Consider the following 26,490-nt stretch of genomic DNA (forward strand, 5'->3'; position numbering starts at 1 on the left):
CTGCGCTGGTACCCTCCTCTGATTGACAGTCGAGCCTTATTTCGAAGAGGCTACTGGTCCTGTTTTCTTCTTACCTGTTGAGAAGATAATCGGAACGTTGGATCCCTTTGGAGACACTCTGATGTAACCCTGCATTTCCTGGTGCAGTGCAGAGCAGAAGTCTGTGCAGTAGAACGGATACACCCCTGCTTTCTTCGGCACCCACTTCAGGGTCTGGGTAGCGCCTGGCATTATCAGGGCCTCTGCGTTGTTGGCACCCATTATCGCGAATCCGTGCGGCACATCCCAGTCCTGCTCCAGGTTAGTAACATGGAAGTATACCGTATCGCCTAGCTGCACACCTTCGATGTTGTCTGGTGTCATGTGGCTTCGGATCGCCGTCAATTTCACACGAATCGTATTCTTGCCTTCACGTGTCACGCTTGCATCTGCTTCTTTTTTCACGGCGTGCGGGTGCTTGTTATCTTCCAGCTTATGGAACTTCACGCTATTAGGAGCTATTTTATCAGCAACTATGGCTTGTGCGTAGTGCGGCTCAGCCACTGTAGGGAAATCAAGCAGAAGCTTCATTTTTTCGCCAGAGATGTCGATCAGCTGTGCAGAGTGCGCCAGCTCAGGACCAGTTGGCAGGTAACGGTCTTTGGTGATCTTGTTCATGGCCACCAGGTATTTGCCAAGTGGCTTTTTTGTGTCACCGCCAGGGATCATCAAGTGGCCGACAGAGTAGTAAACTGGGATTCTGTCAACTACTGTAAAGTCGCTAAGTTTCCATTTCACCACTTCTGATGACACAAACATAGAAGTATAGGCGTTTCCTTTACCGTCGAACTCAGTGTGCAATGGCCCTAAGCCTGGTTCCTTTACCTCAGCTGCCAGCACAGACTCATACTTCAGCACAGGGATGCCGTTCTTCTCGCCGTCGAAAGCTTTGTTCTTGATAGCATCCTGCATTTTAGAGAAAGAGAACACAGGGATTGATGAAGCAAGCTTGCCGCTTACCACCATGTGCTCACCTGTTGGGTCTACGTCGATACCGTGTGGTGATTTAGGGGCTGGCAACAGGTACATCATACCTGGGCACTCCTCCGGCAACAGGTAACGCACTTTCTTCTTCACAGTAGACTTGGCCATGTGCGTGTCCTTGTCCATTTTGTTGTGGTAGTAATTAGCAGGCATCTCGCGGGCCTTGCCCTCTTTGGCATATTTAGCCGCCAGTTTCCAGTTAATTGCTGCCAGGAAGTCCTTGTCGTTCTGAGATGCACCAACTTCCTTTAAAGTACCGGCCTTTTCAGTGTTATACGTGGTAAAGTACACCCAGTCTTCTGATGGGCCTTTACCGCCATTCGCCAGGTCATAGTCAAAGCCAGGCACCAGAATCTGGAAATCAAGTTCCATGTCGCCCTTCTCCTGATCTATTTTTATGAAAGAGATAGAGCCTTTGAACTCTTCGCTATATTTATCCAGGGCTATATCGCTTGTACCCCCTTTCATATCCAGTGGAACACTGAAACGCGTACCTGCAATCACGTACTCGTTGTTATTGGTTGGGTATGGAGAGCAGTGGTTACCTGCAGAGTTAGGGATTTCCATGATCTCTACCGTCTCGAAAGTCGTCAGGTCGATACGGGCCACACGCGGCGTGTTGTTACCGTTCACAAACAGCCAGCGGCCGTCCGTCATACCGTCGCTGCGCGAAAGTTTCGGGTGGTGCAAATCATCCCAGGGCACAAAACCGTGGGATGTCTGCAGCATGGCTTTGGACTCTTCGCTGTAGCCGTAGCCGTTCTCTCCGTGCTGCGTAAACACCGGTATGATCTTCAACAATCTCCCTGAAGGAAGGCCATAAACGGAAACCTGCCCGTTAAAGCCCCCAGAAAGGAAAGAGTAAAGCTCATCGTGCTTGCCTGGGGCAACATACACTGCAGCGGCTGCGTCAGACGAAAGCGCTGTGGCAGTGGCACCTGCGTTGTCACCGCCCATTTTGCTACATCCCTGTAGCGCCGCGCCGGCTGCCACTGCCATCAGCAGGGCGGCCTTAGGGGCTGCTTTCTTAAATTTGGTGATCAATTTTTCCATCGATGTATGGTTTGTAGATGTGTCGCTTATTAAATGGCTTGATCATTTTGTCTCAGGTACTCCAGAATTGATCTGGCATCCTTCTCGTTGACGTTTTGATTGGTCATCTGCGTTAAGTGCTCAGCCAGAAGCTTTTTAGCAGCCGGGTCTTTTTTGGTCATTTCCTCTGGGTTGATGATCATGTTCATAACCCACTCTGGCTTGCGTCTTTCTGTTACTCCAGCCAGGCCAGGCCCAACCACTTTCTGGTCGGATAGCTGATGGCAGGCAGAGCACTTTCCTTCAAAAAGCGACTTGCCTTCAGAGGCTAATGCCTCATCAATACCCTCCCCCATTTCTACTGATTTAACTGGTCCGATTCCTTTGCCATCATCGGCCTCTGTCGCTTCTGTTGCTGCTTCGTGCGCCAGACCTGGCTCTTCTGCCATAGCTGATTCTTGTTCTCCGGATGAGCAGCTAAAAAAGATAGTGCCGCTAAGGAGAACCGTAAAGCCCAACCTCACAGATTCGCCCAACCTTTTCCGAAGTGTGCTGCTTACTAATTTGCTCTTGTTTTTCATGGTAGACTACAAGTTAAAGGATAACTGTTCAGAGAGTTTTGGTGATTGTTGATACCACAAAGCTAGGCTTGACAGCACATAAAATAAAAGACGCTTATCTCTTCTATTATTGATTTATGTCATTTTCCCCAACTGCTTTGCGCAGGAACTTTGGGATTGCAAAGTGGGGAAGAAATGAAGTGAATTATCTTTTTGCTGTTAATTGTAAGTGCCGTGCAACAGGATTCAATAATTCTAAAACTATAATCATATGAAGTACAGAAATCTTTGGCTGGGATTTATAGCCGTCATCGTCGGGTCCTTTGCCGTGCTTGGCTACTACGGAATCGAGATTTATAGGGAAGCGCCCCCTATTCCACAAAAGGTGATCACGACATCGGGAAAAGTACTTTTCACAGAACAGGATATACAGGACGGCCAGAACGTATGGCAATCCACTGGCGGGCAGCAACTGGGCTCTGTCTGGGGCCATGGTGCCTACGTTGCCCCAGATTGGAGTGCGGATTGGCTGCACAAAGAGGCTATGTACTTTCTGGACACCTGGGCGCAGCAGGAAAAAAGCGTGACTTACGATGGCCTGGACGAAGAGGCAAAGGCAATGCTGGAGGCACGCCTGCAGAAGCAGCTTCGGGCCAACACCTATAACCCAGAAACCGGCGTGCTCACTGTGTCAGACCTTCGGGCTGAGGCTATTGCGGATGTGAGTAAGTACTATACCGGCCTCTTTATGGATGACCCGGCACTGGCAAAGCAGCGAGACGCCTTTGCGATGGCGGATAACACGGTGAAAGACCCTGTGCGTATGGAGAAGCTGAACGCTTTCTTCTTCTGGACTTCCTGGGCCTGCGTAACCGAGCGGCCGGGCAAAAACATCACCTATACCAATAACTGGCCCGCCGAGAAACTGGTAGCCAATGAGCCAAGCAGTGACCTGATCATCTGGACAGGCTTCAGTGTAATCATACTTATCGCGGGTGTAGGGTTACTGGCCTTTTACTATGCGTCTAACAAAGACGATGAAATCGACCATTCTAGGTTGCCGAAGAAAGACCCGCTGTTGGGTTTGGACGCCACCCCATCCATGAGGGCCACGCTCAAGTACTTCTGGGTCGTGACGGCGCTGATACTGGTACAGGTAACACTGGGCGTTGTGTCTGCGCACTATGGTGTGGAAGGGCAGGCGCTTTACGGTTTTCCGCTGGCCGAGTACCTTCCGTATTCTATTACCCGCACCTGGCACGTGCAGCTGGCCATCTTCTGGATCGCCACTTCCTGGCTGGCAACCGGGTTGTACATAGCGCCAGCTGTTTCGGGTCATGAGCCCAAATTCCAGCGCCTGGGCGTCAATTTCCTCTTCGTCTGCCTGCTCATTATTGTGGCTGGCTCGTTGGCTGGGCAGTGGTATGGAGTAATGCAGAAGCTGGGCTATACGGAGAACTTCTGGTTCGGCCACCAGGGGTATGAGTACGTGGACCTGGGCCGTTTCTGGCAAATCTTCCTGCTGGTCGGCCTGTTCGTATGGCTGGGGCTGATGGTTCGCGCCATCGTGCCCGCCTTCCGGAACGACGTGGAGGGGCGTCACCTGCTGGGCATGTTCCTGATCTCGTCGGCTGCCATTGCCATCTTTTATGCCTCCGGCCTGATGTGGGGGCAGCACACCAACCTGGCCATTGCTGAGTACTGGCGCTGGTGGGTGGTGCACCTGTGGGTAGAGGGCTTCTTCGAGGTGTTTGCCACAGTGGTCATCGCCTTCCTGTTTGTGCGCATGGGTCTCCTGGACACGAAACTGGCCACGGCCACCGTGCTTTTTTCTACCATCATCTTCCTGTTTGGCGGTATCATCGGAACGTTTCACCACCTGTACTTCAGCGGCACGCCTACAGCGGTAATGGCGCTGGGTGCCACGTTTAGCGCGCTGGAAGTAGTGCCCCTGGTGCTGATCGGCTTTGAGGCATACCATAACTTGAAAATCAGCAGTGCCACGGTATGGTTAAGGGCATACAAGTGGCCGATCTACAGCTTTGTGGCCGTGGCCTTCTGGAACCTGCTGGGTGCCGGTGTGTTTGGCTTCGTGATCAACCCGCCTATCGCGCTTTACTATATGCAGGGGCTAAACACAACGCCTGTCCATGCGCACACGGCCCTGTTTGGGGTGTATGGCATGCTCGGGATCGGCCTGATGCTGTTCGTGCTCAAAGGCCTTTCCGGCCGCCGCCGCTGGAAAGACGGTGTGATCCGCTTTGCCTTCTGGTCCATTAACGTTGGCCTGATCCTGATGGTGCTCATCAGTGTACTGCCAATCGGAATGATGCAAACCTGGGCCAGCGTGGAATACGGCCTGTGGTATGCCCGCTCCATGGAGTTTATGCAAACGGACACCATGGAGACGCTGCGCTGGCTACGGGTAGTGGGCGATACCATCTTCGCCAGCGGTGTGGTGGCCCTGGCCTGGTTCATCCTTGGCCTGAAAACAGGCTGGTCTATGGAGGAGGGCGAGGATGTGCAGGATATCGACCTGATTCACTCCGTCAGAGAAAAGACAATCAGTAAGTAAAACAGAGGAAAGGGTATAAACTGAGCGGTGTTAGAGGGTGGATTTATAGCCCTTTGACACCGCTCAGTTTATACCCTCCCAACTAGGATTACCGGCTGACACTTTAAAGATTTTCCATCGCATCTCGCTGCTTGCTGGTAGCAAACATGATGCCGCCAGAGGTGCTTTTCGTCACCTGCCTGGCGGAATATAAAAACGTTCCGGTAACAGGAAGCGAGTGGGGCTATCCCCTCTCGCTATGGTTATTGCGCCAGGTAAGCGCCGTCCACTGCATAATAAGACCCTGTCACGAAGGAAGCCTTGGCAGAGCTGAGCCACAGCACCAGTTCCGCCACCTCTTCGGCTTCGCCTAACCTGCCGATCGGGTGCAGCCGCGCCAGCGCCTCTTTTGCCTGCTGGTCAATTCCAGCTTCCGCAAGCAAAGGCGTGTTGATGAACGCCGGGCCGACGGCATTCACCCGAATCCCGCTGGCTGAATACTCCAGGGCGGCGTTTTTTGTGAGGCCCACCACGCCATGCTTTGCGGCTACGTAGGCCGCAGAGTTGGCAAAGCCGACCTGCCCCAATATGGAGGAATTGTTTACAATGGCCCCACTTCCCTGCCGTAGCATTTGCTGTATCTGGTATTTCATGCAGTAAAACACGCTGCTCAGATTAACCGCGATAACCTTGTTCCAGCCTTCAACACTCATCTCCCCGATGGGTTTTGCCTCGCCGCCTATGCCTGCATTGTTAAAGGCGATGTCGAGACTGCCGAAGCGGGCCACGGTTTTCTGCACCAGATCCTCCATCTCCGTCGGCATTGCCACATCCGCCCGCACGAAGGTGGCTTCGGCACCCATGCTTTTAATCTCTTCGGTCACCTCGTTGCCTAGCTGCTCGTCAATATCAGACAACATAACCTTCGCACCTTCCTGCGCATATAGTATGGCTGTTGCTTTTCCGATACCAGACGATGCGCCGGTTACGAGTGCCACTTTTCCTGTTAACTGCTTTCCCATGTGTTTCAATCTTATCCGTTAAAAAAGTTTTTTGTGGTGTTTGGCAAAGTGCACTGCGCAAATCGCCCAGCCTGGAATTTCCTGGCGTCTGTGCCTCGGGCTGTTTTCTGACTGCCTTCGCCGGGGCCAGTTTTGACGCTACACCATCTAACCCCGGCAGCTTGTTTTCAATATTGCCGGGGTTAGATGGTATAGCGTCACGTCGCCCTCCTATGCCCCGGACGGCAGCGCCAGCAGCGGGACAAAGGCCCTCGCCATCATGCGCTGTGTCAGGCTCTTGTTCAGGAGCATCTCCAGGAACGTGTGCCTCAGTGGCATGAGCACCAACAGGTCGCCGTGGCGCTGACGCATGAATTGCTCTATGGCATCGGCAGTATCCTCGCGCTGCCGGAACGTTACGTTGTAGTCTATATCCGGCAGGCACTCCCCGAGCGTTTCCAACGAAGCCGCGGCCTGCTCTTCTTCCTGTTGCCCCATCTCGCCTTTGTATAGATGCAACACCTGCAGCCGGGCATGGAATGCCCGCACAAACTCCCCCAGCATAGCCACCTCCCGGCGGGCGGGCAAGTTGGCCAGGTCGGCGGCGAAAACGACAGACTTGAACACTTCGAAACGGGCGTGGAGAGGTATGGCCAGCACCGGCACATGCGCCCCGCGCATGACCGAGAGCGTGGTGCGGCCCAGCAGGGCCCTTCTCAGGGCGCCCCCTCCCCGCATGCCCATCACCACCAGGTCTGCCCGCTGCGCTTCCACTGCCTTGAGTATCTCGTCAAACGCAAACCCGAACTTGCACACGCACCGGAGATCAGCCGCTGGCATTTCAGTCGGGGCATCACCCGCTGTTTCTGTGTGGCGTGCGCCATCATTAGCTAGTGGATGCACCTCCCTTCCTTGGTACGCCGACACGGCGCTTTTGCGCGCCAGCGTGGAACCCTGCAGCAGTGACAGCTGCGCCTCCTGCGCATAGGCCTCCAGCGCAAGCGTCTTTCCCCTCTCCAACTCACGTACCACTGCCGCATAGTCTGCCGCAGAGGGGAAAGAGAGCGGCTGGTAAAATGCGTGGAACAGCACGATCCGGGAACCGGTGACCTGTGCCATCTCAATGGCATAACCCAGGGCATGCCTCGCATCCTCTGAAAAATCGGTTGGCACTAAAATAGTCTCCATCGTCGCTGTATATTAAAGTTAAAAATTCCGGGCGCACAATCGCTGCGCATGCCCTCCCAAACACTACCGGAAATTTAAGAGACCCGCATCCAGGAAGCGATGACAGGCATCAGCAGGAAAGCTGACATATATCACCCTGAGTATCAATTCGTAGAAACAGCCTACAGGCGCATGAGGCTGGCCACCACGGAGAAGTAAAGGAAGGTATGGAAGCCCTGCTTCGAGGGCACCCAGAGTAGCGGAGAGCCCCTTTGAAAGAATGCAGTCAGGCCAAGGGCGAGCGGTATGCGAAGACAAGGTACAGAACAAGTAAAATCAACCTGCCAAAGAATCTAACTAATTATATATAACTATATTTATTTAATAAAAATGTTTGTAAAATATCATTTTGATATTAACTTTGATCTATATTCCACGCACCACCTGACCACATGCTCATATATAATGGTATTATCACGCTTGACTACACCCCCTCCACGGATGTGTTGGTGACTAGCATGCCGGACGTAAGGCAATTTGGGTTGTCTGAGGTCAGCTTTTGCCTGGGACTTATTGTGGAGAACATCACCAACTATGACATCAAGCACCTGCTGCTGGATTCCAGCAACTCCATAGTTGACGTAGAGGAACAGGCCTACAGAGCCATCAGCATGAAATTCGCCATGGACCTGATGGGCACCCGCCTCAAAAAGATAGCGCGGGTAGGTACCGCAGACGCCGTGCGGGAGGAAAAGGCCGCCAAGCTCTCCGCCGAGCTCACACAGGAGCTCAACCCGACCATGGTGTCGCAAAGCTTCTCCAGCCAGGCCGAGGCCATGGCCTGGCTGTTGTCCTCTGCGCGGGCCTGACAGGTTTGCAGCATAGGCGCTCTCATCTTTGGCCTCTTACTTCCCCTCCTCCCGGCAGCTTCCTGCCCGGGAACTAAACCCCTCTGGGATGAAAAAAGGCCTGAGACCGGCCCGTTTCAGTGCTGCGCCCCGCTTCCGTTGAGGAGCAGCAGGTACAGTGAAGTTTGGCCTATTCTGCATCTAACTACAAAAACGCGCACGATGGAAGCAATGAAGCATAGCAAACAAAACCAGGAAGTGACGCTGACCGATGCCACAGTGGTTGCACGGGTACTCGCCGGAGAGAATAGCAGCTGCGTGATTGGTCTATTGATTTAGGAAAGCAGGTTGCTCTAGGCATTATTCTTCTGTTTCCGGTTCCTAGAGCCACGCCCTCGATCACCTTGGCCACGATCCCTTTGCCCACTAACCGAAGATGCGTTGAGCATATTGCAAATCTAGTTGGTGTGCTTCCACGGCACCCATCGTGTTGGGAGTCTGCTCCTCTACACACTGCTCCAAAACAAGATGTGGGCGCACCTTTAAAGCCAAAAGCTCCTTCGCTAATCGCGTGTAGTCAATATCGCCTTCACCGAAGGTCTCAGACCAGGTCCCGTTTTTTGACTGGCGCAGGTGTACTTCGGCAATCCTGTTGCCATACAGGCGCATGACATCAAACAGCGCCAGTTGCGAGTTACCTGAGCCCCGGTATAGCCAGTGAGCTTCCAGGCACAGCGAGACAAGCCGCGGGTCAGTCGCAACCATCATATGATGAAACTCCCGTGCAGCACGCCGCATCTCTATATCATGATTGTGGTAAGCCAGCGTGATCCCGTGTTTCTGAAGCTCGGCCCCCATTTTATTCAGGTACCCGGCCTGCAGACTCAGTTCCGCATCGGTTTTATCCTCCTCTCCTCCCCAACGGATGGGGCTGGGGTTGGTCACGATTATTTTCACGCCTAGCGGCGCGGCGGCCTTGGCAATCGCCGTAACCTGTTTCAGGCTTTCAACGCCCTCCCTTTCTTTGTGTAGGGTACACCCCACATAAACCGAGCGCATCTCGATTTTATACTTCTTTAGAAGCGGTGCCAGCTGGTGTAGCTGCTCCACGTTCGTAACCGACGGCTCATACCCTGCAATGCCCGACTTGGCAAACTCGCCTATCGAAGCATCCAGATCCGCAAACCAATCGCGCTGCTGACGCTCATAGAAAGTTATCCAGGAATATTCGTTTGAGGCGAAGTGCAGTTTTCCTGCCGCCCCATTACTGGCCCACGCAGATGCGTCTGGAAGAAAGCTGGCGGCCGCCAGGCTCGTGAGGGCCCCAAGAAAGCTACGACGGTTTTGTATCATCAGATTATATGCTGGGGGATAAGGCATATCCCGGTATGTTTTCTATTTACAGTACGGTACAAAAAGAATAAGTGAGGCCCACGAACTTATTTTTAGAATTGGACCATCACGACAAGTCATGCACGCTCACTTATTGCACGAATTAGAGGAGGTTGTTCCTGATTGGAAGAACACCCAATTTGAAAGTACACTTTTTATGGTTGCACTATTGCTGGAGGATAAGACGGTAAATCTCTAGAGGCTGAAAGGCTCAGAAGGCAAGCTTTTGGGCAACAACACCAGGGAAGACAAACTGAATGATTCTGCAGATTGGCAGAAACGAAAAAGCCCGTAAATCGCTGATTCACGGGCTTTTGGTTGATGTTGGTATCGCTACCGGCAGAGAGAGCGGGATTCGAACCCGCGATACCCTTTTGAGGTATACACACTTTCCAGGCGTGCTCCTTCAACCACTCGGACACCTCTCTATTGGTGATGCAAATATACGGTATTTGTCAGGACACTTGCAAGCGCCAACCATAATCTGAAGACATTTACAGCAACGTTATTTCGCCGCGCAGGTCTTTCATGAGCAATTCCTTGGTTTTGGACTGCGGCAGTTGCTGGCCCAGCACAAACATCAGCTTGGTAATAGCCGCCTCCGTGGTAATGTCAGCTCCCCCGATCACGCCCATCTCCAGCAGGTAACGGCTGGTCTCATAGTGTCCCTGATCTACCCGGCCCTCATCGCACTGCGACACGTTCAGGATAAGGATGTCCCGGCCAATGGCCTCCGACAGCAGTTCCAGCAGCCATGGCGTGGTTGGGGCGTTTCCGGCCCCGTAGGTTTCCAGCACCACCCCGCGCAACTCCGGCGAAGTGAGGATGCTCTTCACCACGTATGGCGTTATACCCGGAAAAAGCTTGAGGATGGCCACCCGGTAGTCCATGTCGTAATGCACCTTTAGCGGCCGGCCGGTATGCGGCATGATGGCGGTACAGTTATAATCGATGTTGATGCCGGCTTTTGCCAACGCCGGGTGGTTCTCCGACTTAAAGGCGCTGAACTGGGTGCTCTCCACTTTTTTGGCCCTGTTACCCCGAAGCAGCAGGTTATGGAAAAAGATGCATACCTCCGGCACGGCACTCTCCCCTTCTACTTTGGTGGCTGCTATCTGCAGCGCCGTGATCAGGTTCTCGCGGGCATCCGTGCGAACGCGGCCAATCGGCACCTGCGCGCCCGTGAAGATGACAGGCTTCTGCAGGTTCTCCAGCATATAGCTCACGGCCGAGGCGCTGTAGGCCATGGTATCGGTGCCGTGCAGGATCACAAAGCCATCGTAGGCATCGTAGTTCTCCTCTATCAGGCGCACCATCATCATCCAGTCGGCGATAGACACGTTGGAGGAGTCGATGGCGGGCTCAATGCTCACGACGGTGAGCATATACTGGTACTGCTTCAGCTCGGGCACTTTTTGCAGTATCTGGCTGAAGTTGAAGGGCACCAGGTGCCTGGAGTCCTCATCAAGCACCATTCCGATGGTTCCGCCGGTATAAATGATCATGATGGACGCTTCGGGATGCTTGGGCGTCGCTACGTCGATGTGTACTTTAACTACTCCCATCTTTACAGCTTAAAAAGGTTCAGCGCATTTGCAGTGGTTCTTTCGGCCACCGCCTCAACAGGTTGCTGCATGAGCTCTGCCACGCGGTTTGCGATCAGGGGGAGGTATACGGGCTCGTTGCGCTTGCCGCGGTGCGGTGTGGGCGCCAGATAAGGGCAGTCGGTTTCTAACACCAGGTCGTCTAAGGTAACATGTGGCAACACCTGGTCCAGGCCGCCGTTCTTGAAGGTGGCCACTCCGCCAATACCCATCAGGAAGCCGAGCTCTTTCACTTTGCGGGCCTCTTCCGGGGTGCCGGAGAAGCAGTGGAACACCCCGCGCAGCGTGCCATCCTGAGCGGCGGCCAGTATCTCGTAGGTTTCGTCGAAGGAGTTGCGGGTGTGCAGCACGATGGGCAACTGGTGTTTTTTAGCCAAGGCAACCTGCACTTTCAGGGCCTCCTGCTGCTGGGGCAGGAATGATTTGTCCCAGTACAGGTCTGTGCCGCACTCGCCAATGGCCGCAAACGCGCGCTTGCCCAGCCACTCTTCCAGAAGGTATAACTCGCGCTCAAAATCCTTGTCCACGGAGGTTGGGTGCAGGCCCATCATCGGGATGCACAGCCCCGGGTACTTGGCTTCCGCCTCCAGCATGGCGTCGATGGAGGTATGGTCGATGTTGGGCATGTAAATTTTGCCTACCCCTGCCTCCTGCGCCCGCGCCACGGCACCGGGCCGGTCGTCATCAAACTTTTCAGAGTATATATGTGCGTGAGAATCAATTAAATTCATTGGTTATTTATGTCCGTGCCAGATAGTGAGCTTTGTGTCTTTATAACATTTGCAGCGGTAAGTTAGGAATTAAATTACGGAAACGCCGCACCTTTTACCCGCCCACTACCTCAAATCGAACCTTCAGGCAGAGTTGCAGACCATTTGCTCAGTACCTGCGGCCCTTCCAGACGATGCGGAGCGGCAGAAAGAAATACACGATCAGAAGCACCGACGAGACAACCAGGTATAACTCAAACACCACGTAAAACCACCAGGGCACTGTCTGTCCCAATCGCCGGAGGCATACCCTAAGGTAAAGGCTCTGCAGCAGGAGTTTGAAGCCAAAGACAGCGAGTGTCGCCCCAGCTGAGGTATAACTGAAAAAGGGCAGCAGCACGGGGTAATAGGCCGAGTGCAGCACAAAGATCACCACCATATACAGCGGCAGATGCATGGCCCCGCGCATCCAGCGCTTGCGCTGGTGCAGGAAGGAGGAAATGCTGGCGGCGGGAGTAGACAGGGCCAGCACCGAACGGCTATATATGTTCCGAAAGCCCCACCCTTTTTTTATAATGGCGTTAAAAATCGCGATATCCTCAGTGAGGGAAAAGGGTATGCCCCCGAAGCCTCCCACCGCCTCGTAGGCCTGCCGCCGCAGCAGCATGTTGTTGCCCATCGTAGACACCGGCAGCCGAAGGTCCGACACCACCTGCATCAGGCCCAGCACATACAGCCAGTCCAGTGCCTGCAGCCTGGCCCAGAGGCTGTCGCCGGCGATGGAGGTTATACCCGTCACGACCCCTACCCCCTCCTGCATCTGCGCCAGCATCGCCCTGACCCACTGTGGTGGCACGGCCACATCGGCATCCGTAAAAAGGAAAAAATCTGTTGTCGTGTGGTCTGTTAGTTGGGCCAGCACGTTGGCCTTGCCCCTGGTATGGCCTACCTCCTGCCCGATCGAAAGGCAGGCAAAGTTTGGCCGGTCCCGGATAAAGGCCTCCACCACGGCACGGGTCGCGTCTGTGGAGGCATCGTCACCAATCAGCACCTCCAGCCTGTCTTGCGGATAGTCGAGGCGGGAGATGGCTTGGAGGCAGCGCAGGATGGTATGCTCCTCGTTCCGGGCCGCGATCAGGATGCTGACGCGGGGCTGCTGTGTCAGGGGTTGCGGCGCGGTTTTCCGGTGAAGCAAGAGCAGGGCCAGCAGCACGATCAACAAAAGAAAGTAGAGGATGAAATAGCCTGCCGATACAATCATAGGGTTTCAAACGAATAGCCTAGCCGGGTGAAGTGCTCCAGAAAGCGCGGCAACACATACAGCAGGTTTGGCTTTGCTTTCAGGCTGTCGTGGAATACGATGATACTGCCGCTTTGGGTATGGCGGATGGCCATCTGCAGGCATTTTTCAGGGGAAAGCGTGGCGTCGTAGTCGTTGGTGAGCATGTCCCACATCACCAGTTCGTGGGTTGGGCGCAGGGCCCTTGCCTGGGCAGCGGTTATTCGGCCATAGGGAGGGCGAAACAGCTTTTTGGCTGCCCCCGGCTGCAAGGCATCCAACTCGGCCTGGCACAGGGCCGTGTTTTGCGCATACACATCTGGTGGCGTTTGCCAGCCTTTCAGGTGGTTGTGGGTATGGTTGCCCAATGCGTGGCCATGCGCCAGCGCCAGCTTTGCTACTTCGGGGTGTTTGACCAGGTTTTCGCCCACGCAAAAAAAAGTAGCCTTGGCGGCATACTGCTGCAGCTGCTCCAGCACCCAGGGCGTCAGCTCCGGGATTGGCCCATCATCGAACGTCAGATACAATGTTTTGCCCTGCCCCGCGCGCCGCCAGGTATAGCCAGGCATCAGTTTCCGGAGCAGCGAAGGCGTCTTGTAAAAACGGATCAAACGAGGTTGCTAATTGATGGTTGCTAATTGATTGTAGATGGTGGTTGCCGTTAAGAGCATGTTTAAAATTCATCTTTTGGGCTACAAAACGTCCATCAAGGAACCTGACTTCACCTTTTTATCGCCCCATAGCGCTGCTATGCAGCTCAAAAAACGCTTCGTCAGAACCCTTCCTGAACATTTTTCGCTTCCAAAAATGAAATTTAAACATGCTCTAAGCTTTATTGGACTGCCTTTACTTGTATCAGAAAAACAATCAACTATCAACAATCAAAATTACTTAAACCGGCAGGAAAGAAGCGTGATGTCATCGTTGAAGCTGACCTCCTCATTGAACAGCTTGATCGCGCTGAGGAGTTGCAGGTGCAACACCTTGGAGCTCAGGAAGCGGTTGCGCTTCATAAACTCGATGGTGCCCTCAATCCCAAACTCAGCCTCATCCTCGTCAAACACCTCGGTCAGGCCGTCGGTATAGCAAAGCAGGACCGCGTTGTTGGGCACCGTCACCTTGGCCACCGACATAAAAGGCAGCACATCGAATACGCCCAGCATGGTACAGCCGTCGTTGAGCAGCAGGTGCGAGTTGTTTTCGTAGAGCAGGATCGGGGCATTGTGGCCCGCGTTCACATAGGTCAGCTCGCGGGTTTGCCGGTTATATATGGCCAGGAACGTAGTGATGAACTTCTCGGCGATCGCGTTGCGGTAGATCAGGTTGTTGAGCTCGGTCACCACCGTGCCCAGGTCGGTGGTTTGCCGCAGGATGGTGCGCAGCCCGGCCTGGAAGTTGGACATCAGCAGGGAGGCCGGCACGCCCTTGCCCGACACGTCGGCCACGCAAAACAGGAACTGGTCCTGGTCAATCTCGATGTAGTCGTAATAATCGCCGCCGATGGAGGAATGCGGGATATAGCTGGCATGTATGGCCACGTCGCTGTCGTTGGGCAGCGACTTTGGGAAGAGCATCGTCTGCACCTCGCGGGCAATCTCGATCTCCCTCCGGATCGACTCCTGCGCCAGTCGCTGCCGCGCCATCTTATGGTTCTCAATAGCCACCAGCATGATGTTACTTACTGTCTGCACGAAGCCCAGCGCACCCATGTTCTGGTAATAAGGCTGTATCTTCCCGATCATGACAAAGGCCAGCACCTTGCCATTGTGGATAATGGGGATCACGATGTCGAAGGCGCGCCATTTCTTGTCCACGGGTAATTTGGCGGTCTTCGAGATCTCCTTCAGCGACCTGATGGCCTCCGGCAGGGGCTGGCGGGTAAAATCCTGCTCGGTGCCAAAACACACCTTGCACTCCCAGGCCTCATCCTGCACAAACAGCACGAGCCGGCTTATCTGGAGCTGGGCCAGCAGCGTGAAGCGGTATATCTTGTATAACGCGGGCTCTGGCAAGTTATCGTTGATCGCTTGGGTGATCTCAAGCAGGGCCGAAAGCTCCAGCTTCTTTAGATTCAGTTCCTGCTGCGTATTCGGAGTAATGATGTCAGGCATTCGAAATCGGGATTTTGGGATCATATGCATCGCGCAGGCCGTTGCCTAAAAGGTTGAAGGCCAACACCAGCACACTAATACAAACACTGGGTAAAACTACTAAAAAAAGACCAGCCCTGGCACCGATCAACTGAAAACCTTCATTCACCATCATCCCCCAGGAGGGGGCGGGCGGCTGCACGCCAAGACCCAAAAAACTGAGGCCAGCCTCGATCAGGATTGCGGAGGCGAAATTTGCCGTGGCTATAACAATCAGCGGGCCGAACATGTTTGGGAGCAGGTGAAAAAAAATGACCCTGTATTGCGGAACGCCCAGCACCTGAGCGGCTTCTATATACGTTTTCTCCTTCAGGCTGAGCACCTGCCCGCGCACGACGCGCGCCACCTCCACCCACATGGTCAGGCCCACCGCCACAAAAGCCACCCAGGCTCCCTTGCTGTCGAGGGCCAGGCTGATGGCAATCACGAGCATGATACCCGGCACCGACCAGACCACCGTCATCAGAAACAGCATGAGCTTGTCTACCCAGCCACCGAAATAGCCGCCCACGGCGCCCACCGTCACCCCCACCACCAACGAGATGAGCACCGCCACAAAGCCGATGCCCAGCGAGATGCGGGTACCCAGGATCAAGCGGCTGAGCACGTCGCGCCCGGCCTTGTCGGTGCCCAGCCAGAACGTCTCCCGGCTGATTTTATGAGCCTCCACGTACGCTTTATACCCCTCTGAATCAGTACCTTCCCCATCTTCATCTACAAGATCGCGTAAAGCATAAACGCGCTCCTGGTCGGCCATGGCATTGTTGCTCCGGAAAGGCTGTACCCGCAGGCTGTCTCCCCGAAAGCTATACCCCTCAATGGGCAGAAAGGTGTGCGTGGCGGGCTTACCGAAGAGCAAAGCGGTCAGCGGGTTTGTCTTCTGGCCGGTGCCAAAAGCCGTCGGGATGTGCAGTACTTGGGTGTTGAAGCCGGGCTGTTTCTTCTGGATCTGCACCATGCCGTTGTTGGCGTTGGGCGAGGGATCGGGCATAATGGCATAGCCCGCCACCGCCACCGCCACGGCAAACAGAATGACCAGCAGCCCGACCATGGCTGGCTTGTTTTGGAAAAGGCGCTGCCGGGCGTAATAGGAAGGAGACCGGGAAACCGGCTTCGGCTGAGTGCTCGCAGCCATCAGAGTGAGTTGTGGACGACCAGCCCAGCCTTGGTGGCCAGAAAATAGTATTGCTGGCAGTGCTGCCCAAACGCGTGCTCATCATACACGTAATCCGTGTCCGGGTCAGGGTATAGGATGCGCACATACCCCTGCCGAATCAGAGCCTGCAAGGCGGCGCACAGTTCCTCGTCGCTCAACGACAGGGTACTTTTCAGATCCGGGTAAGCCGTCACGAAATACAGCTCGTCCAGTAAGTCAAATTCGTTTTCACTCATGCGTTGCGTATTATTCTTCCTTTCCAGCGGTAACGCCCCAGCAGCCCCCAGACACCCGTTATCACCACGTAGGGGACGTACACGAGTTGCAGCGGCAGCATATACCAAAGATACTCCTGTTTGCCCAGGAAGCCCAGAATCTGCCTTAAAAATAAGAAATCCACGGCAAACTTCGCCACATAGGCCGCCACGAAAATCCAGAGGGGCAGGCTGCCAAACACCAGCAGGGCAAGCGCCAGGAAGAGCAAGAAGTTAACCAGAAACACGGCCAGCGCCACCAGCTGCACCCGCTGGCTCTGGTACGACTTCCACTTGCTTGCCCAACGCACCCGCTGCGACACAAAGGAAATCAGTGTTTTACGGGCTGATGTATAAACAATCGCTTTACTGTTTTTCAGGAAGGCTACTTTGCCCGGATACTGCTCGTGCACCTTGTGCAGCAGGAACTCATCGTCTCCGCTCGCAATGCCCTCGTTACCCGCAAAGCCCGCGACACTGTCGAAAATATCCTTCCGGTAGGCCAGGTTGGCCCCGTTGCACATATTGGGCCTTCCCATACCGATGGAGGCGCCCCCGATCCCTATCAGGCTGGAGAACTCCACCAACTGCATCTTCTCGAACAGACTGTGCGTGTTGTGGAAGCAGACGGGGCCGCTGATGAAATAGGGCTGCTGGAGGCGGTAGAGGTATGCGTACTGCCGCAGCCACTCCTGCCCCACCCGGCAATCGCCGTCAGTGAACACGAGCAGTTCGCCCTGCGCCAGTTCCACCCCTTTCTGCACCGCCGCCTTTTTCAGTTGCATGGCCGGGTAATCACGCAGCTGCAACATCCTTATATTCAGTTTTGAGCCACGTACGTATTCATGTATAAGTTCAACTGTATTGTCTTCGGAATGATCATCTACCACCAGCACCTCAATCAGTTCTTTCGGGTAATGCTGCCGGTCCAGATCCTGCAGCAGCATCAGAATGTTGGCCGCCTCATTCCGGACGGGTATGATGACGGAAAGGCGGAGCGCGGGGATAAAGGACGCGGGCGCGTCGGAGGTGGGCATCTCCTGCCAGGCAACAAGTCGGCGCAGGATGATCCAGGCGTAGGCCAGCAGCGAGAGCGAGAGCAGCCAGATCAAGCCGCCACCCCTTTCCGGGCCGCCAGCCGCAGCCGCAGCACAAACAGCAGCCCCACGGCACTGGGCACCGCGATGTTCAGCAGCCACAGGCTTAGGCTGGCGCTCAGCACCTGTAGCCGCGCCTGCCCCAGCAACCCGAACAGGTACATGGCCGACAGTTCCCGCACCCCCAGGTCGGAGAGCAGACTGACTGACGGCACCACCGACTTGAGGAAGAACGTGCCCGACACGCCGCTTACATACTCTATCGGGCGGAGCTGCACGCCAAACAGGACCAGCAACAGTATAAACTGCAGCAGAAACACCGTATAGCGGCCCAGCGAAAGAACCAGCAGCCGCGATAGTTCCGGGGTGCCGTAAGCAGACATGATGGAGAGATAGGGCACAAACCGCCGCAGCGGCCCGATGGCGGCAACCAGCGCCACCATGGCGCTGGCATTGTACAGGAGGAGCACCACCAGCACGTTCAGCGCCAGTAGTAACAGTATAGCACTCACGCAAGCAGCCGGATACAGCTCCCAGTAAAAGCGCAGGATGAAGTACCCAAGCCCCAGCGACCCTACCAGCACGGTGGCGACCAACTGGCAAAAGCGCCCCATAAAAATGGCCCCGATCGCCTCGAGCCGCTCGCGGCTTTTCAGCTCCAGCACACGACCGGCATAGTCGCCGAGGCGGTTTGGGGTGATGAAGCCCAGCGTCAGGCCCACCATCACGGCCCGGTATGCCCGCAGGAAGGTCATCTGCTCGATTTTCTGACCCAACAGCTGCCACTTGCGGGCCTCAAAGCCCCAGTTGAGGGGTATGAGCGCGGCGGTGAGCAGCAACAGCGGCCGCAGCGGGCTGCCCCAGGCATGCCGCACAATCCCGCGCCAGGTCAGGAAGGTGTCTGGGGCAGTGAAGGCCGCTTGGTAGAGCAGGCCGAGGGTAAGCGCGACCACCACCACTTTGCCAGCCAGCAAAAGGAATCTTCTGTTGCGAGTAATGTTCAAGATAATATGTCTATTTTTGCAGTCCTATGGCTTCTCCTCCCGCACTCCCCCCCAATAAATTCATCCTTGGCATCGACCCCGGCACACAGGTAATGGGGTATGGCCTGATTGAGGTGACAGGGTCTAAAGTGCGCGTGGTGCAGTATGGCGTCATTCATCTGAAGAGCTACAGCAACCACGCCATCAAGTTAAAGAAAATTTTTGACCGCATGATACAGCTCATCGACGAGTACCTGCCCGATGAGCTGGCCATCGAGTCTCCGTTTTTCGGCGTGAACGTGCAGAGCATGCTCAAGCTGGGCCGGGCCCAGGGCGTTGCCATCGCGGCCGCCCTCTCCCGCGACATCCCCTATGTGGAGTACGCCCCCAAAAAAGTGAAGCAGTCGGTGACCGGCAACGGCAACGCCTCCAAAGAGCAGGTGGCCAGCATGCTGGTGCAGATCCTGAAGATACAGCCCGACCCGAAGCTGCACGACGCGACCGATGCCCTGGGCGTGGCGCTGTGCCACCATTACCAGAAGGGAAACAACGCCAAGCAGGGCGGCAAGTCCTGGAAGAGCTTCGTAGTGGATAACCCCGACAGGCTGTCCACTAAATAATCCGCCGCGCATATACTGCCATACCTAAAAAAAGCGGGAGCCACCTTCTGGAAAGGTGGCTCCCGCTTTTTTAGGTATGAGCCGACGACGGCTTACAATTTTTTGAACGCATAGGTATAAACGCCCCGGCGCGAGGTAACCATGTTGCCGTTGGCATCGCGGTAACCGGCATAGTCCAGGAACTTCTCCCATACCATGGCCGTGTCGTTTTTAGCCGTGATTTTCCAGTAGTCCTGCATCTGGCCGTTCTTCGAGATCACCACATAGTCCGTGGCGCTGGTGTCGGGCAGGGCAAAGGTCAGCGTCTCTTTTCCGGACACGCCCGGGTGCGAGATCTCCATTTTGCTACCTTCGAAGTGGAAGCGCACATCTGTTGTGGAAGTGTCTTTGTGGGCTACCTGGCCCGCATCGTTATAGTAGTTGGTTGTCTGGAAGCTGTTGGACCAGTCGCCCTGCAGTTCCTGCTTTACATTTGTTTTTTCGTTCAGGACTACTTCTTCCTTATCTTTGTTGTCGCAGGAGGCAAGTAGCAGTACTAGCGCCGGCACAAGCAAGAATCGTTTCATAATAAATAGCTATAAGGGGATTTGGAAATATAGTGGAAAGCTACGCTTACGCAGGGCGGAAACCTTAGGTTCGATAAATTTTGCCGGTTTTGGGCACGGGAAGGTTACAGAGTTAATTTATACCTTTGCTGTGATTCACCGGATTCTTTTACAACCTTGTGCTTCGTTCGCGCCGTATGTGGGGTATGTCTTTTGACTGATTGCTCCTGCTGCCGGAAGCTATTACTCTGACCAATCCGGTTTTCATCTGACAACGAATGGATCCAAGCACAAATAAAAAAACGCCTGAAACCAGTACAAGCAAATACGTCATATCCCGTCGGTTTGACCGCATTTTCCTGGAGATTCACAGCATTTACGCTTTCAACCTGCGCTTTTTCAAGGAGGTTTTCTTTCCTCCCTACGAGTTTAAGGAAATTATCAAGCAGTGTTACGAGGTAGGCGTACGCTCACTTCCGCTCATCTCGGTCACCGCCTTTATCATCGGAATCGTGTTCACCAACCAGTCGCGGCCCTCGCTGCGCGACTTCGGGGCCACCTCGCTCCTCCCCGCCCTGATCTCGGTGGCGATTGTGCGGGCCATGGGCCCGCTGGTGACGGCCATCATCGCCTCGGGCAGGGTGGGCTCCAGCATTGGGGCCGAGCTGGGCTCGATGCGCGTGACCGAGCAGATAGACGCCATGGAGGTGTCTGCCACCAATCCGTATAAGTTTCTGGTCGTGAGCCGCGTGCTGGCCACCACCTTCATGATCCCGGCCCTGACCATGTATACCACGTTTGTGGCGCTGCTGGGGGGCTACCTCAACGTGCACCAGAACGAGCTCACCACCATCACCACCTTTTTCACGCAGGTGTTCGACGCCATCACCTTTCTCGACATCATCGCCTCGTCGGTGAAGTCGGTGCTGTTTGGCTTCACCATCGGGATGGTGGGCTGCTACAAGGGGTATAACTCGTCTAAGGGCACCGAGGGAGTGGGCAAAGCGGCCAACTCGTCGGTGGTGACGGCCATGTTCCTTGTCTTTATCGAAGAGCTGCTGGTGATGCAGGTTGTGAATGCCATTCGGGCTGTATAGCCTCTAGCCGACATGAAGAAGATAAACCCAAACATAAACCGAGACGACAAAGTGATCGCGATCCGGGGGCTCCAAAAGGCCTTCGACGATTTCGAGGTGCTCAAGTGCGTGGACCTGGACCTGTATAAGGGAGAGAACCTGGTGGTGCTGGGCCGCTCGGGCACTGGCAAGTCGGTGCTGATCAAGATCATCTCCGGCTTGTTGCAGGCCGACGAGGGGGAGCTCAACGTGCTCGGCGAGGACGTCAACAACCTCACGCCGCGCCAGATGGACGCCCTGCGCCTGAAGATCGGCTTCTCGTTTCAGAACAGCGCCCTCTACGACAGCATGACCGTGAAGGAGAACCTGGAGTTTCCGCTGGTGCGCCACTCCAAGCAAATGAACCAGCACGACCGCGACCGCGTGATCGATATTGTGCTGGAGGCGGTAGGCCTGTCGCAGGCCATGCACCAGATGCCCTCCGAGCTGTCCGGGGGGCAGCGCAAGCGCATCGGCATCGCCCGCACCCTCATCCTCAGGCCCGAGATCATGCTCTACGACGAGCCAACCGCCGGCCTGGACCCCATCACCTGTATCGAGATCAACAAGCTGATTAACGAGGTGCAGCGGCGGTTTAACACCTCCTCTATCATCATCACCCACGACCTGACCTGCGCCCGGGCCGTGGGCGACCGCGTGGTCATGCTCCTGGACGGGGAGTTTAAGCGCCAGGGCACGTTTGACGAGGTTTTCGCCACAGAGGACGAGCGAGTTAAAGCATTTTACAATTACAATTTCATAGACTAAATGAGCACTGCAGATAATAAACGCTCCGTACTTGTCGGGATTTTCGTATTAGTGGGCCTGGTTATTCTGGTTGCCGGCATCTTCATGCTGGCAGGGCAGCAGAAACGCTTCATCAGCTCTGTCTCGCTAAAGGCGGTGTTTGATGACGTGGCGGGCCTGAAATCCGGTAACAATGTATGGTTCTCGGGCGTGAAGATCGGGACGGTCAAAAAGATCGAGTTTTACGGCGACTCCCAGGTAGAGGTGACGCTGAGCGTGGAGGAGAGTGCCCAGCAGTATATCCGGAAGGATGCCGTGGCCCGCATCAGCTCCGAGAGCTTTATCGGCAACAAGAACATCGTGATTGAGGGCGGCACGCAGAAGGCCCCGCCCGTGCAGGACGGTGACCGCATCACGGCCGTCAACCCTCTCGACACCGACGAACTGGTAGAGACGCTGCAGAAGAACAACAACAACCTGGCGGCCATCACCAGCGACATCAAGCAGCTGACTTCCGGCCTTACCAAAGGCGAGGGCACCATGGGCAAGCTCCTGACTGACTCCACGCTTGCCAACGACATCGGGGCCATGGTAGCCAACCTGCAGCAGACCACGCAAAACACCGCGCGGGCCTCGCGGGCGCTCAACCAGTTCACGGCCAAGCTCAACACCCCCGGCGGACTGGCTAACCAGGCGCTGACAGACACCACGGTATACAGCCAGCTCCGCTCTTCTATGGCGCAGCTGCAGGAGGCGACGAACTCTGCCGCGGCCCTCACCGAGAACCTGCGCGAGACCAGCGCCAAACTCAACAACGAGCGCAACGCCATGGGCGTGCTGCTGACAGACGAGGAGTTTGCCCGCAACCTGAAAAACACCATGCAGAACCTGGAGACCAGCTCGGAGAAGTTTGACCAGAACATGGAGGCGCTCCAGAGCAACATCCTGTTCCGGGGTTTCTTTAAAAAGCAGGCAAAGGAAGAGGAAGAAAGGCTGGAAGAACTGCAAAAGCAACAATAGCAAATCCCGGCTCCGCAGCAGTAAACAAGAGGAAGCCTATACCTAAAAAGGGGCACATGCAGCTTGGTTGCATGTGCCCCTTTTTAGGTATAGGCTTTGTTTTATGCCTTGTAGGCAGCCTTAATCTTGTCGGCTACGTCCTCAAACTCCGCTTTGCTGAACTGCTGCTTGTTGGCAAAGTTCATGTCCTGCATGCTGTTGAGCGGAATCAGGTGCACGTGGGCATGCGGCACCTCAAGGCCAACCACGGCCACGCCGATGCGCTTGCAGGGCACGGCTTGCTCCACGGCCAGGGCCACTTTCTTGGCGAAAGCCATCAGCCCGAGGTATAGGTCGTCGTCGAGGTCAAAAAGGTAGTCTACCTGCTGTTTGGGAATCACGAGGGTATGGCCTTTGGCGGTCGGAAACACATCCAGAAAGGCAAGATAGCGGTCGTCTTCCGCCACTTTGTAAGCGGGGATCTCCCCATTTACGATCTTTGTGAATATGGACGCTTCCATGGCTTAACGGCTTATCTCCAGAATCTCGAACTGCAGTTTTCCGGCGGGCACGGTAATCTCGGCCACGTCGCCCACCGACTTGCCCAGCAGGCCCTTCCCGATCGGCGACTTCACCGAGATCTTGCCTGCCGCCAGGTTGGCCTCTTCCTCGGCCACCAGGGTATAATCTACCACGGTGTTGGTTTTCAGGTTCTTCAGCTTCACCTTCGACAGGATCAGGGCTTTGCTGGCATCCAGGCCTGACTCATCAACCAGGCGGGCATTGCCCACAATCTCTTCCATCTTAGAGATTTTAAGCTCCAGATGGCCCTGCGCGTCTTTGGCGGCATCGTATTCCGCGTTCTCACTCAGGTCACCTTTGTCGCGTGCCTCAGCCAATTGGTGGGCCACGGCGGAGCGGCCTTTCGTTTTGAGCTCAGCCAGTTCGTCTTTTAGTTTTTGCAAACCCTCAGCTGTGTAATAAGAAATCTTGCTCATAGTCAGTTCTCACGTTTAAAACACAAAAACAAAAAGAACGGTTATGGCTTGCATAACCGTTCTTTTTGCCAAATATGTACAATTATTTTTTCAATCTGATGCGGCGACAACAACCTGCAGCGCCAACGTATGGCATACGCTAAAATTTACTTATACCTCAAAGCACGGGCAACTCCCGGCACTCTGCTGTTTAGCAAATATACAAATTTTGCGACACAAGTAGCAAGTGGGTAATTTTATTGTTGATTGCCTACACCGCTATCACTTTGCGGATCTTCTCTACCAGCACCTTGTTAATCTCCACATAGGATTCGTGGGTCCAGCCTGCGATGTGGGGTGTCAGGATCACGTTGTCGGCGGCAGCCAGGAAGGCGAAGTTCTCCTGCTGCGCCGGGTTGAGGGTATGGAGCTTTTCGTTTTCCAGCACATCCAGGGCAGCTCCCTTCACCTTGCCGGACTGGAGCTGGCGCACCAGCGCGGCCTGGTCCACCACATCGCCCCGCGAGGTGTTCAGAAACCAAACAGGCTTCCGGAAACCCTCGAAAAAGGAATCGTTGGCCATACCCAGGTTTTCGGGGATGTATGGGATGTGAAAGCTGACCACATCGGCCTCTGCCTGCATCTCCTCCAGCGACACCTGCACTGTGGGCAATTGTATCTTCTCCGGCGCAAAACGGTCGTAGGCAATAACGCGGCAACCGAAGCCGCGCAGCACCTGCGCAAAGCTCTGGCCCATGTTGCCATACCCGACGATGCCTACCGTCATGCTGCTTACCTCGTCCCCGCGGTTCTCCTCGCGCCGCCATACCTTCTGCCGTACTTGGGTATGGCTTCGCGAGATGTTACGCACCAGCCCCAGCAACAGCCCCAGGGTAAACTCCCCTACCGCCTGGCGGTTGCCTTCGTTAGCCCCCAGCAGCGCGATATTCCGCGCCTGCAGCGCCTGCGCGTCTATGTTATCGACGCCAGCGCCCGCCCGCGCCACGAACTTCAGCGTATGGGCCAGCTCCAGGGTATCGGCGTTGATGCGCATTTTGCTGCGCACAATCAGGCCGTCGAAGCCCGCTAAAGCCTCTTTCACAGCTTCCGGCTTTATATCCGGCCTGTAATCGGCTTCCGCGCCGATGCGCTCAAGCATGGAGAAAATACTCTCGTGAATCTCGTCGATGATCAGGATGCGCATAATGAAGAGAATGCTTTAAAGGTTTTCGATAAGTTGAAAGGGGTTGAGCAGGCACTTTGCTAACCGGACGTAGGATCTACTTCTCTCCTTGCCCTGCAGCGCTAATTTCGTAAATATTACAAATTATACAGCACGTGTGCGATGCCGAAGTAAATGGCCAACCCCAAAAGGTCGTTTGCCGTGGTGATGAAAGGGCCTGCGGCAACAGCCGGGTTGATGCCGAACTTGTCCAGCACCATGGGGGTGATCGTGCCCATCAGTGAGGCCAGTATGACCACCGAGAACAGCGCCACCGACACCACGATCGACAGCTTCAGCTCGTTGCGAAAAAGATAGGTTAGAGCAAACACCAGAATCGAGATGATCAGGGCGTTCAGGAACGCCACCATCACCAGCTTCAGTATACGCTGGGCGAAGTTCTCGAACATCACGGCGTTAGAGGAAAGCGTCTGGATAATGATGGAAGACGACTGGATGCCCACGTTGCCGCCCGTGGCCGTGATGAGCGGCACGAACAAGGCCACCGCGGGCAGCATGGCGATATCAGCCTCAAACAGGCCCATGAACTGGGCCGCCAGCAAGCCACCTACCATCCCGATGATAAGCCAGGGAAGCCGCGAGCGCGAGATCCGGAACACGCTGTCGTCCTCTTCCACGTTCTCGGTTATACCGGTCATCAGCTGGCGACTGAGTTCGGCCTGCTCCTGCATCACGTCCACCACGTCGTCGATGGTGATCCGGCCCAGCAACCGGCCCTGTATGTTCACGACGGGTATGGCCTCCAGGTCGTAGCGTTGCATCGCGTTCACCACCTCGCTCTCATCCCGAAACGACTCGATGGAGATCACATCGGGGTTGTAGATGTCTTTTACCGGGGTATCGTCGCGGGTAAGCAGCAGCCGTTTAACGCTCACGCGGCCCACCAGTATGTCGCGGTTGTCGGTCACGTACACGGTATAGATGCGCTCCACGTTCTCGGCCTGCCGCCGGATTTCCTCGATGCACTGCCGCACGCGCCAGTTCAGGTTCACCTTAATGAGCTCTTTTCCCATCAGACCACCGGCGCAGTCCTCCTCGTAATGCAGCAGGTCCAGGATGTGCTCGGCTTTCTCCTCGTTGTCGAGCAGCGCGATCACCTCCTCCCGCGTCTGCACCGACAGCTCGTTCAGGATATCCACCGCGTCGTCAGAGTCCATCAGGTTGACGTAGCGGGCAATCTCGGCGCTGGTAAAATAGCCCAGGAAATCGGTCCGGATATCGTAGTCCAGGTCGCTGAGAATCTGGGCACCCGTGTCGGGGGGAAGCAGGTCGAGCACGTACTTCGACTCGTTCGTGTCCAGTTCGTAGAGCACGGTGGTCACGTCGGCCGGGTGCATATCGGCCATCGTGGTAAGGATAAAGTCGCTATCCTTCCGCTCGATAGCCTCTTCTACCTGCTCAATGTACTCGCGTGTGATCTCTACCTGCTGCATG

General features: G+C 55.2%; 25 protein-coding genes and 1 tRNA gene. 6 read left to right on the plus strand and 20 right to left on the minus strand.

Features of this window, described 5'->3' with window-relative positions; genetic code table 11:
• Positions 1-36: 36 nt before the first annotated feature.
• Both nosZ and MKJ04_RS00560 read right to left on the minus strand, forming a co-directional pair.
• Positions 37-2,076 carry a Sec-dependent nitrous-oxide reductase gene (gene nosZ, locus MKJ04_RS00555; protein ID WP_241638257.1) on the minus strand — a complete coding sequence of 680 codons (2,040 nt, stop codon included), beginning with the start codon at positions 2,074-2,076 and terminating at the stop codon, positions 37-39.
• A gap of 29 nt (positions 2,077-2,105) precedes the next feature.
• On the minus strand, positions 2,106-2,636 hold the full coding sequence (locus tag MKJ04_RS00560) for a c-type cytochrome (protein WP_241638259.1): 531 nt from the start codon (positions 2,634-2,636) through the stop codon (positions 2,106-2,108).
• A 250-nt stretch (positions 2,637-2,886) separates the two neighbouring features.
• Between MKJ04_RS00560 and MKJ04_RS00565 the strand changes: the two genes are divergently transcribed.
• The gene (locus MKJ04_RS00565) at positions 2,887-5,190 is read left to right on the plus strand and encodes a nitric-oxide reductase large subunit (protein ID WP_241638261.1); all 2,304 of its coding nucleotides are present in this window, start codon (positions 2,887-2,889) and stop codon (positions 5,188-5,190) included.
• A gap of 242 nt (positions 5,191-5,432) precedes the next feature.
• On the opposite strand, the gene MKJ04_RS00570 is transcribed toward MKJ04_RS00565, so the two are convergent.
• Together MKJ04_RS00570 and MKJ04_RS00575 are read right to left on the minus strand one after the other, a co-directional pair.
• Positions 5,433-6,191, minus strand: a complete 759-nt coding sequence (locus MKJ04_RS00570) for a glucose 1-dehydrogenase (RefSeq protein ID WP_241638263.1) — start codon at positions 6,189-6,191, stop codon at positions 5,433-5,435.
• Between the two features lie 210 nt (positions 6,192-6,401).
• Positions 6,402-7,358 carry a universal stress protein gene (locus MKJ04_RS00575; RefSeq protein WP_241638265.1) on the minus strand — a complete coding sequence of 319 codons (957 nt, stop codon included), beginning with the start codon at positions 7,356-7,358 and terminating at the stop codon, positions 6,402-6,404.
• A gap of 431 nt (positions 7,359-7,789) precedes the next feature.
• Here MKJ04_RS00575 and MKJ04_RS00580 point away from each other — a divergent pair, with 431 nt between their 5' ends.
• Complete coding sequence (locus MKJ04_RS00580) at positions 7,790-8,206, plus strand: hypothetical protein (protein ID WP_241638267.1); 417 nt, start codon at positions 7,790-7,792, stop codon at positions 8,204-8,206.
• A 405-nt stretch (positions 8,207-8,611) separates the two neighbouring features.
• On the opposite strand, the gene MKJ04_RS00585 is transcribed toward MKJ04_RS00580, so the two are convergent.
• The 11 genes from MKJ04_RS00585 to MKJ04_RS00635 form a co-directional block, all read right to left on the minus strand.
• Positions 8,612-9,538 carry a sugar phosphate isomerase/epimerase family protein gene (locus tag MKJ04_RS00585; RefSeq protein WP_241638268.1) on the minus strand — a complete coding sequence of 309 codons (927 nt, stop codon included), beginning with the start codon at positions 9,536-9,538 and terminating at the stop codon, positions 8,612-8,614.
• 379 nt (positions 9,539-9,917) lie between these two features.
• Positions 9,918-10,005 (minus strand) — tRNA-Ser (locus MKJ04_RS00590).
• A gap of 66 nt (positions 10,006-10,071) precedes the next feature.
• Positions 10,072-11,142: an asparaginase gene (locus tag MKJ04_RS00595; protein WP_241638270.1), complete on the minus strand. Its 1,071-nt coding sequence runs from the start codon at positions 11,140-11,142 to the stop codon at positions 10,072-10,074.
• A 2-nt stretch (positions 11,143-11,144) separates the two neighbouring features.
• Complete coding sequence (locus MKJ04_RS00600) at positions 11,145-11,912, minus strand: TatD family hydrolase (protein ID WP_241638272.1); 768 nt, start codon at positions 11,910-11,912, stop codon at positions 11,145-11,147.
• A gap of 148 nt (positions 11,913-12,060) precedes the next feature.
• Positions 12,061-13,152, minus strand: coding sequence for a glycosyltransferase (locus tag MKJ04_RS00605; RefSeq protein ID WP_241638274.1), 1,092 nt, complete (start codon positions 13,150-13,152; stop codon positions 12,061-12,063).
• Positions 13,149-13,781: a polysaccharide deacetylase family protein gene (locus MKJ04_RS00610; RefSeq protein WP_241638276.1), complete on the minus strand. Its 633-nt coding sequence runs from the start codon at positions 13,779-13,781 to the stop codon at positions 13,149-13,151. Before MKJ04_RS00610 ends, MKJ04_RS00605 begins: the two co-directional genes overlap by 4 nt.
• A 276-nt stretch (positions 13,782-14,057) precedes the next feature.
• The gene (locus tag MKJ04_RS00615; RefSeq protein ID WP_241638278.1) at positions 14,058-15,281 is read right to left on the minus strand and encodes a PP2C family protein-serine/threonine phosphatase; all 1,224 of its coding nucleotides are present in this window, start codon (positions 15,279-15,281) and stop codon (positions 14,058-14,060) included.
• Positions 15,274-16,455 carry an ABC transporter permease gene (locus MKJ04_RS00620; protein ID WP_241638280.1) on the minus strand — a complete coding sequence of 394 codons (1,182 nt, stop codon included), beginning with the start codon at positions 16,453-16,455 and terminating at the stop codon, positions 15,274-15,276. The genes MKJ04_RS00615 and MKJ04_RS00620 overlap by 8 nt, the downstream gene beginning before the upstream one ends.
• Positions 16,455-16,712 carry a hypothetical protein gene (locus MKJ04_RS00625; RefSeq protein ID WP_241638282.1) on the minus strand — a complete coding sequence of 86 codons (258 nt, stop codon included), beginning with the start codon at positions 16,710-16,712 and terminating at the stop codon, positions 16,455-16,457. The genes MKJ04_RS00620 and MKJ04_RS00625 overlap by 1 nt, the downstream gene beginning before the upstream one ends.
• On the minus strand, positions 16,709-17,929 hold the full coding sequence (locus tag MKJ04_RS00630) for a glycosyltransferase (protein ID WP_241638284.1): 1,221 nt from the start codon (positions 17,927-17,929) through the stop codon (positions 16,709-16,711). The genes MKJ04_RS00625 and MKJ04_RS00630 overlap by 4 nt, the downstream gene beginning before the upstream one ends.
• Positions 17,839-18,831 (minus strand): lysylphosphatidylglycerol synthase domain-containing protein, encoded by a 993-nt coding sequence (locus tag MKJ04_RS00635; RefSeq protein WP_241638286.1) that lies wholly within the window; start codon positions 18,829-18,831, stop codon positions 17,839-17,841. The genes MKJ04_RS00630 and MKJ04_RS00635 overlap by 91 nt, the downstream gene beginning before the upstream one ends.
• 26 nt (positions 18,832-18,857) lie before the next feature.
• Here MKJ04_RS00635 and ruvC point away from each other — a divergent pair, with 26 nt between their 5' ends.
• A complete protein-coding gene (gene ruvC / locus MKJ04_RS00640; protein ID WP_262918037.1) occupies positions 18,858-19,430 on the plus strand; it encodes a crossover junction endodeoxyribonuclease RuvC in 573 nt (190 codons plus the stop codon).
• A gap of 92 nt (positions 19,431-19,522) precedes the next feature.
• On the opposite strand, the gene MKJ04_RS00645 is transcribed toward ruvC, so the two are convergent.
• Positions 19,523-19,996, minus strand: a complete 474-nt coding sequence (locus MKJ04_RS00645) for a hypothetical protein (RefSeq protein WP_241638288.1) — start codon at positions 19,994-19,996, stop codon at positions 19,523-19,525.
• A 257-nt stretch (positions 19,997-20,253) separates the two neighbouring features.
• On the opposite strand from MKJ04_RS00645, the gene MKJ04_RS00650 reads away from it, so the two are divergent.
• Genes MKJ04_RS00650 through MKJ04_RS00660 form a run of 3 tightly spaced genes read left to right on the plus strand, consistent with a single transcriptional unit; the run spans position 20,254 to position 22,857 of the window.
• Positions 20,254-21,072 carry an MlaE family ABC transporter permease gene (locus MKJ04_RS00650; RefSeq protein ID WP_241638290.1) on the plus strand — a complete coding sequence of 273 codons (819 nt, stop codon included), beginning with the start codon at positions 20,254-20,256 and terminating at the stop codon, positions 21,070-21,072.
• A 12-nt stretch (positions 21,073-21,084) separates the two neighbouring features.
• On the plus strand, positions 21,085-21,858 hold the full coding sequence (locus tag MKJ04_RS00655) for an ABC transporter ATP-binding protein (protein WP_241638292.1): 774 nt from the start codon (positions 21,085-21,087) through the stop codon (positions 21,856-21,858).
• The gene (locus MKJ04_RS00660) at positions 21,859-22,857 is read left to right on the plus strand and encodes an MlaD family protein (RefSeq protein ID WP_241638293.1); all 999 of its coding nucleotides are present in this window, start codon (positions 21,859-21,861) and stop codon (positions 22,855-22,857) included.
• A 101-nt stretch (positions 22,858-22,958) separates the two neighbouring features.
• On the opposite strand, the gene MKJ04_RS00665 is transcribed toward MKJ04_RS00660, so the two are convergent.
• The 4 genes from MKJ04_RS00665 to mgtE form a co-directional block, all read right to left on the minus strand.
• Positions 22,959-23,357, minus strand: a complete 399-nt coding sequence (locus MKJ04_RS00665) for an HIT family protein (protein ID WP_241638294.1) — start codon at positions 23,355-23,357, stop codon at positions 22,959-22,961.
• A 3-nt stretch (positions 23,358-23,360) separates the two neighbouring features.
• Positions 23,361-23,834, minus strand: coding sequence for a transcription elongation factor GreA (gene greA / locus MKJ04_RS00670; protein WP_241638295.1), 474 nt, complete (start codon positions 23,832-23,834; stop codon positions 23,361-23,363).
• Positions 23,835-24,084: 250 nt separating this feature from the next.
• Positions 24,085-25,017, minus strand: a complete 933-nt coding sequence (locus tag MKJ04_RS00675; RefSeq protein WP_241638296.1) for an NAD(P)-dependent oxidoreductase — start codon at positions 25,015-25,017, stop codon at positions 24,085-24,087.
• Between the two features lie 116 nt (positions 25,018-25,133).
• On the minus strand, positions 25,134-26,489 hold the full coding sequence (gene mgtE, locus MKJ04_RS00680) for a magnesium transporter (RefSeq protein WP_241638297.1): 1,356 nt from the start codon (positions 26,487-26,489) through the stop codon (positions 25,134-25,136).
• Position 26,490 lies beyond the last annotated feature (1 nt).

This window comes from Pontibacter sp. E15-1, assembly GCF_022601975.1.
GTDB lineage: Bacteria > Bacteroidota > Bacteroidia > Cytophagales > Hymenobacteraceae > Pontibacter.

Coding starts and splice junctions, on each gene's coding strand:
- MKJ04_RS00595 (WP_241638270.1), bottom strand. CDS start 11,142: ATGGGAGTAGTTAAAGTACACATCGACGTAGCGACGCCCAAGCATCCC.
- MKJ04_RS00625 (WP_241638282.1), bottom strand. CDS start 16,712: ATGAGTGAAAACGAATTTGACTTACTGGACGAGCTGTATTTCGTGACG.
- MKJ04_RS00665 (WP_241638294.1), bottom strand. CDS start 23,357: ATGGAAGCGTCCATATTCACAAAGATCGTAAATGGGGAGATCCCCGCT.
- MKJ04_RS00575 (WP_241638265.1), bottom strand. CDS start 7,358: ATGGAGACTATTTTAGTGCCAACCGATTTTTCAGAGGATGCGAGGCAT.
- mgtE (WP_241638297.1), bottom strand. CDS start 26,489: ATGCAGCAGGTAGAGATCACACGCGAGTACATTGAGCAGGTAGAAGAG.
- MKJ04_RS00645 (WP_241638288.1), bottom strand. CDS start 19,996: ATGAAACGATTCTTGCTTGTGCCGGCGCTAGTACTGCTACTTGCCTCC.
- MKJ04_RS00565 (WP_241638261.1), top strand. CDS start 2,887: ATGAAGTACAGAAATCTTTGGCTGGGATTTATAGCCGTCATCGTCGGG.
- MKJ04_RS00560 (WP_241638259.1), bottom strand. CDS start 2,636: ATGAAAAACAAGAGCAAATTAGTAAGCAGCACACTTCGGAAAAGGTTG.
- MKJ04_RS00650 (WP_241638290.1), top strand. CDS start 20,254: ATGGATCCAAGCACAAATAAAAAAACGCCTGAAACCAGTACAAGCAAA.
- MKJ04_RS00675 (WP_241638296.1), bottom strand. CDS start 25,017: ATGCGCATCCTGATCATCGACGAGATTCACGAGAGTATTTTCTCCATG.
- MKJ04_RS00580 (WP_241638267.1), top strand. CDS start 7,790: ATGCTCATATATAATGGTATTATCACGCTTGACTACACCCCCTCCACG.
- MKJ04_RS00620 (WP_241638280.1), bottom strand. CDS start 16,455: ATGGCTGCGAGCACTCAGCCGAAGCCGGTTTCCCGGTCTCCTTCCTAT.
- MKJ04_RS00570 (WP_241638263.1), bottom strand. CDS start 6,191: ATGGGAAAGCAGTTAACAGGAAAAGTGGCACTCGTAACCGGCGCATCG.
- MKJ04_RS00660 (WP_241638293.1), top strand. CDS start 21,859: ATGAGCACTGCAGATAATAAACGCTCCGTACTTGTCGGGATTTTCGTA.
- MKJ04_RS00655 (WP_241638292.1), top strand. CDS start 21,085: ATGAAGAAGATAAACCCAAACATAAACCGAGACGACAAAGTGATCGCG.
- ruvC (WP_262918037.1), top strand. CDS start 18,858: ATGGCTTCTCCTCCCGCACTCCCCCCCAATAAATTCATCCTTGGCATC.
- MKJ04_RS00605 (WP_241638274.1), bottom strand. CDS start 13,152: ATGATTGTATCGGCAGGCTATTTCATCCTCTACTTTCTTTTGTTGATC.
- MKJ04_RS00585 (WP_241638268.1), bottom strand. CDS start 9,538: ATGATACAAAACCGTCGTAGCTTTCTTGGGGCCCTCACGAGCCTGGCG.
- nosZ (WP_241638257.1), bottom strand. CDS start 2,076: ATGGAAAAATTGATCACCAAATTTAAGAAAGCAGCCCCTAAGGCCGCC.
- greA (WP_241638295.1), bottom strand. CDS start 23,834: ATGAGCAAGATTTCTTATTACACAGCTGAGGGTTTGCAAAAACTAAAA.
- MKJ04_RS00615 (WP_241638278.1), bottom strand. CDS start 15,281: ATGCCTGACATCATTACTCCGAATACGCAGCAGGAACTGAATCTAAAG.
- MKJ04_RS00600 (WP_241638272.1), bottom strand. CDS start 11,912: ATGAATTTAATTGATTCTCACGCACATATATACTCTGAAAAGTTTGAT.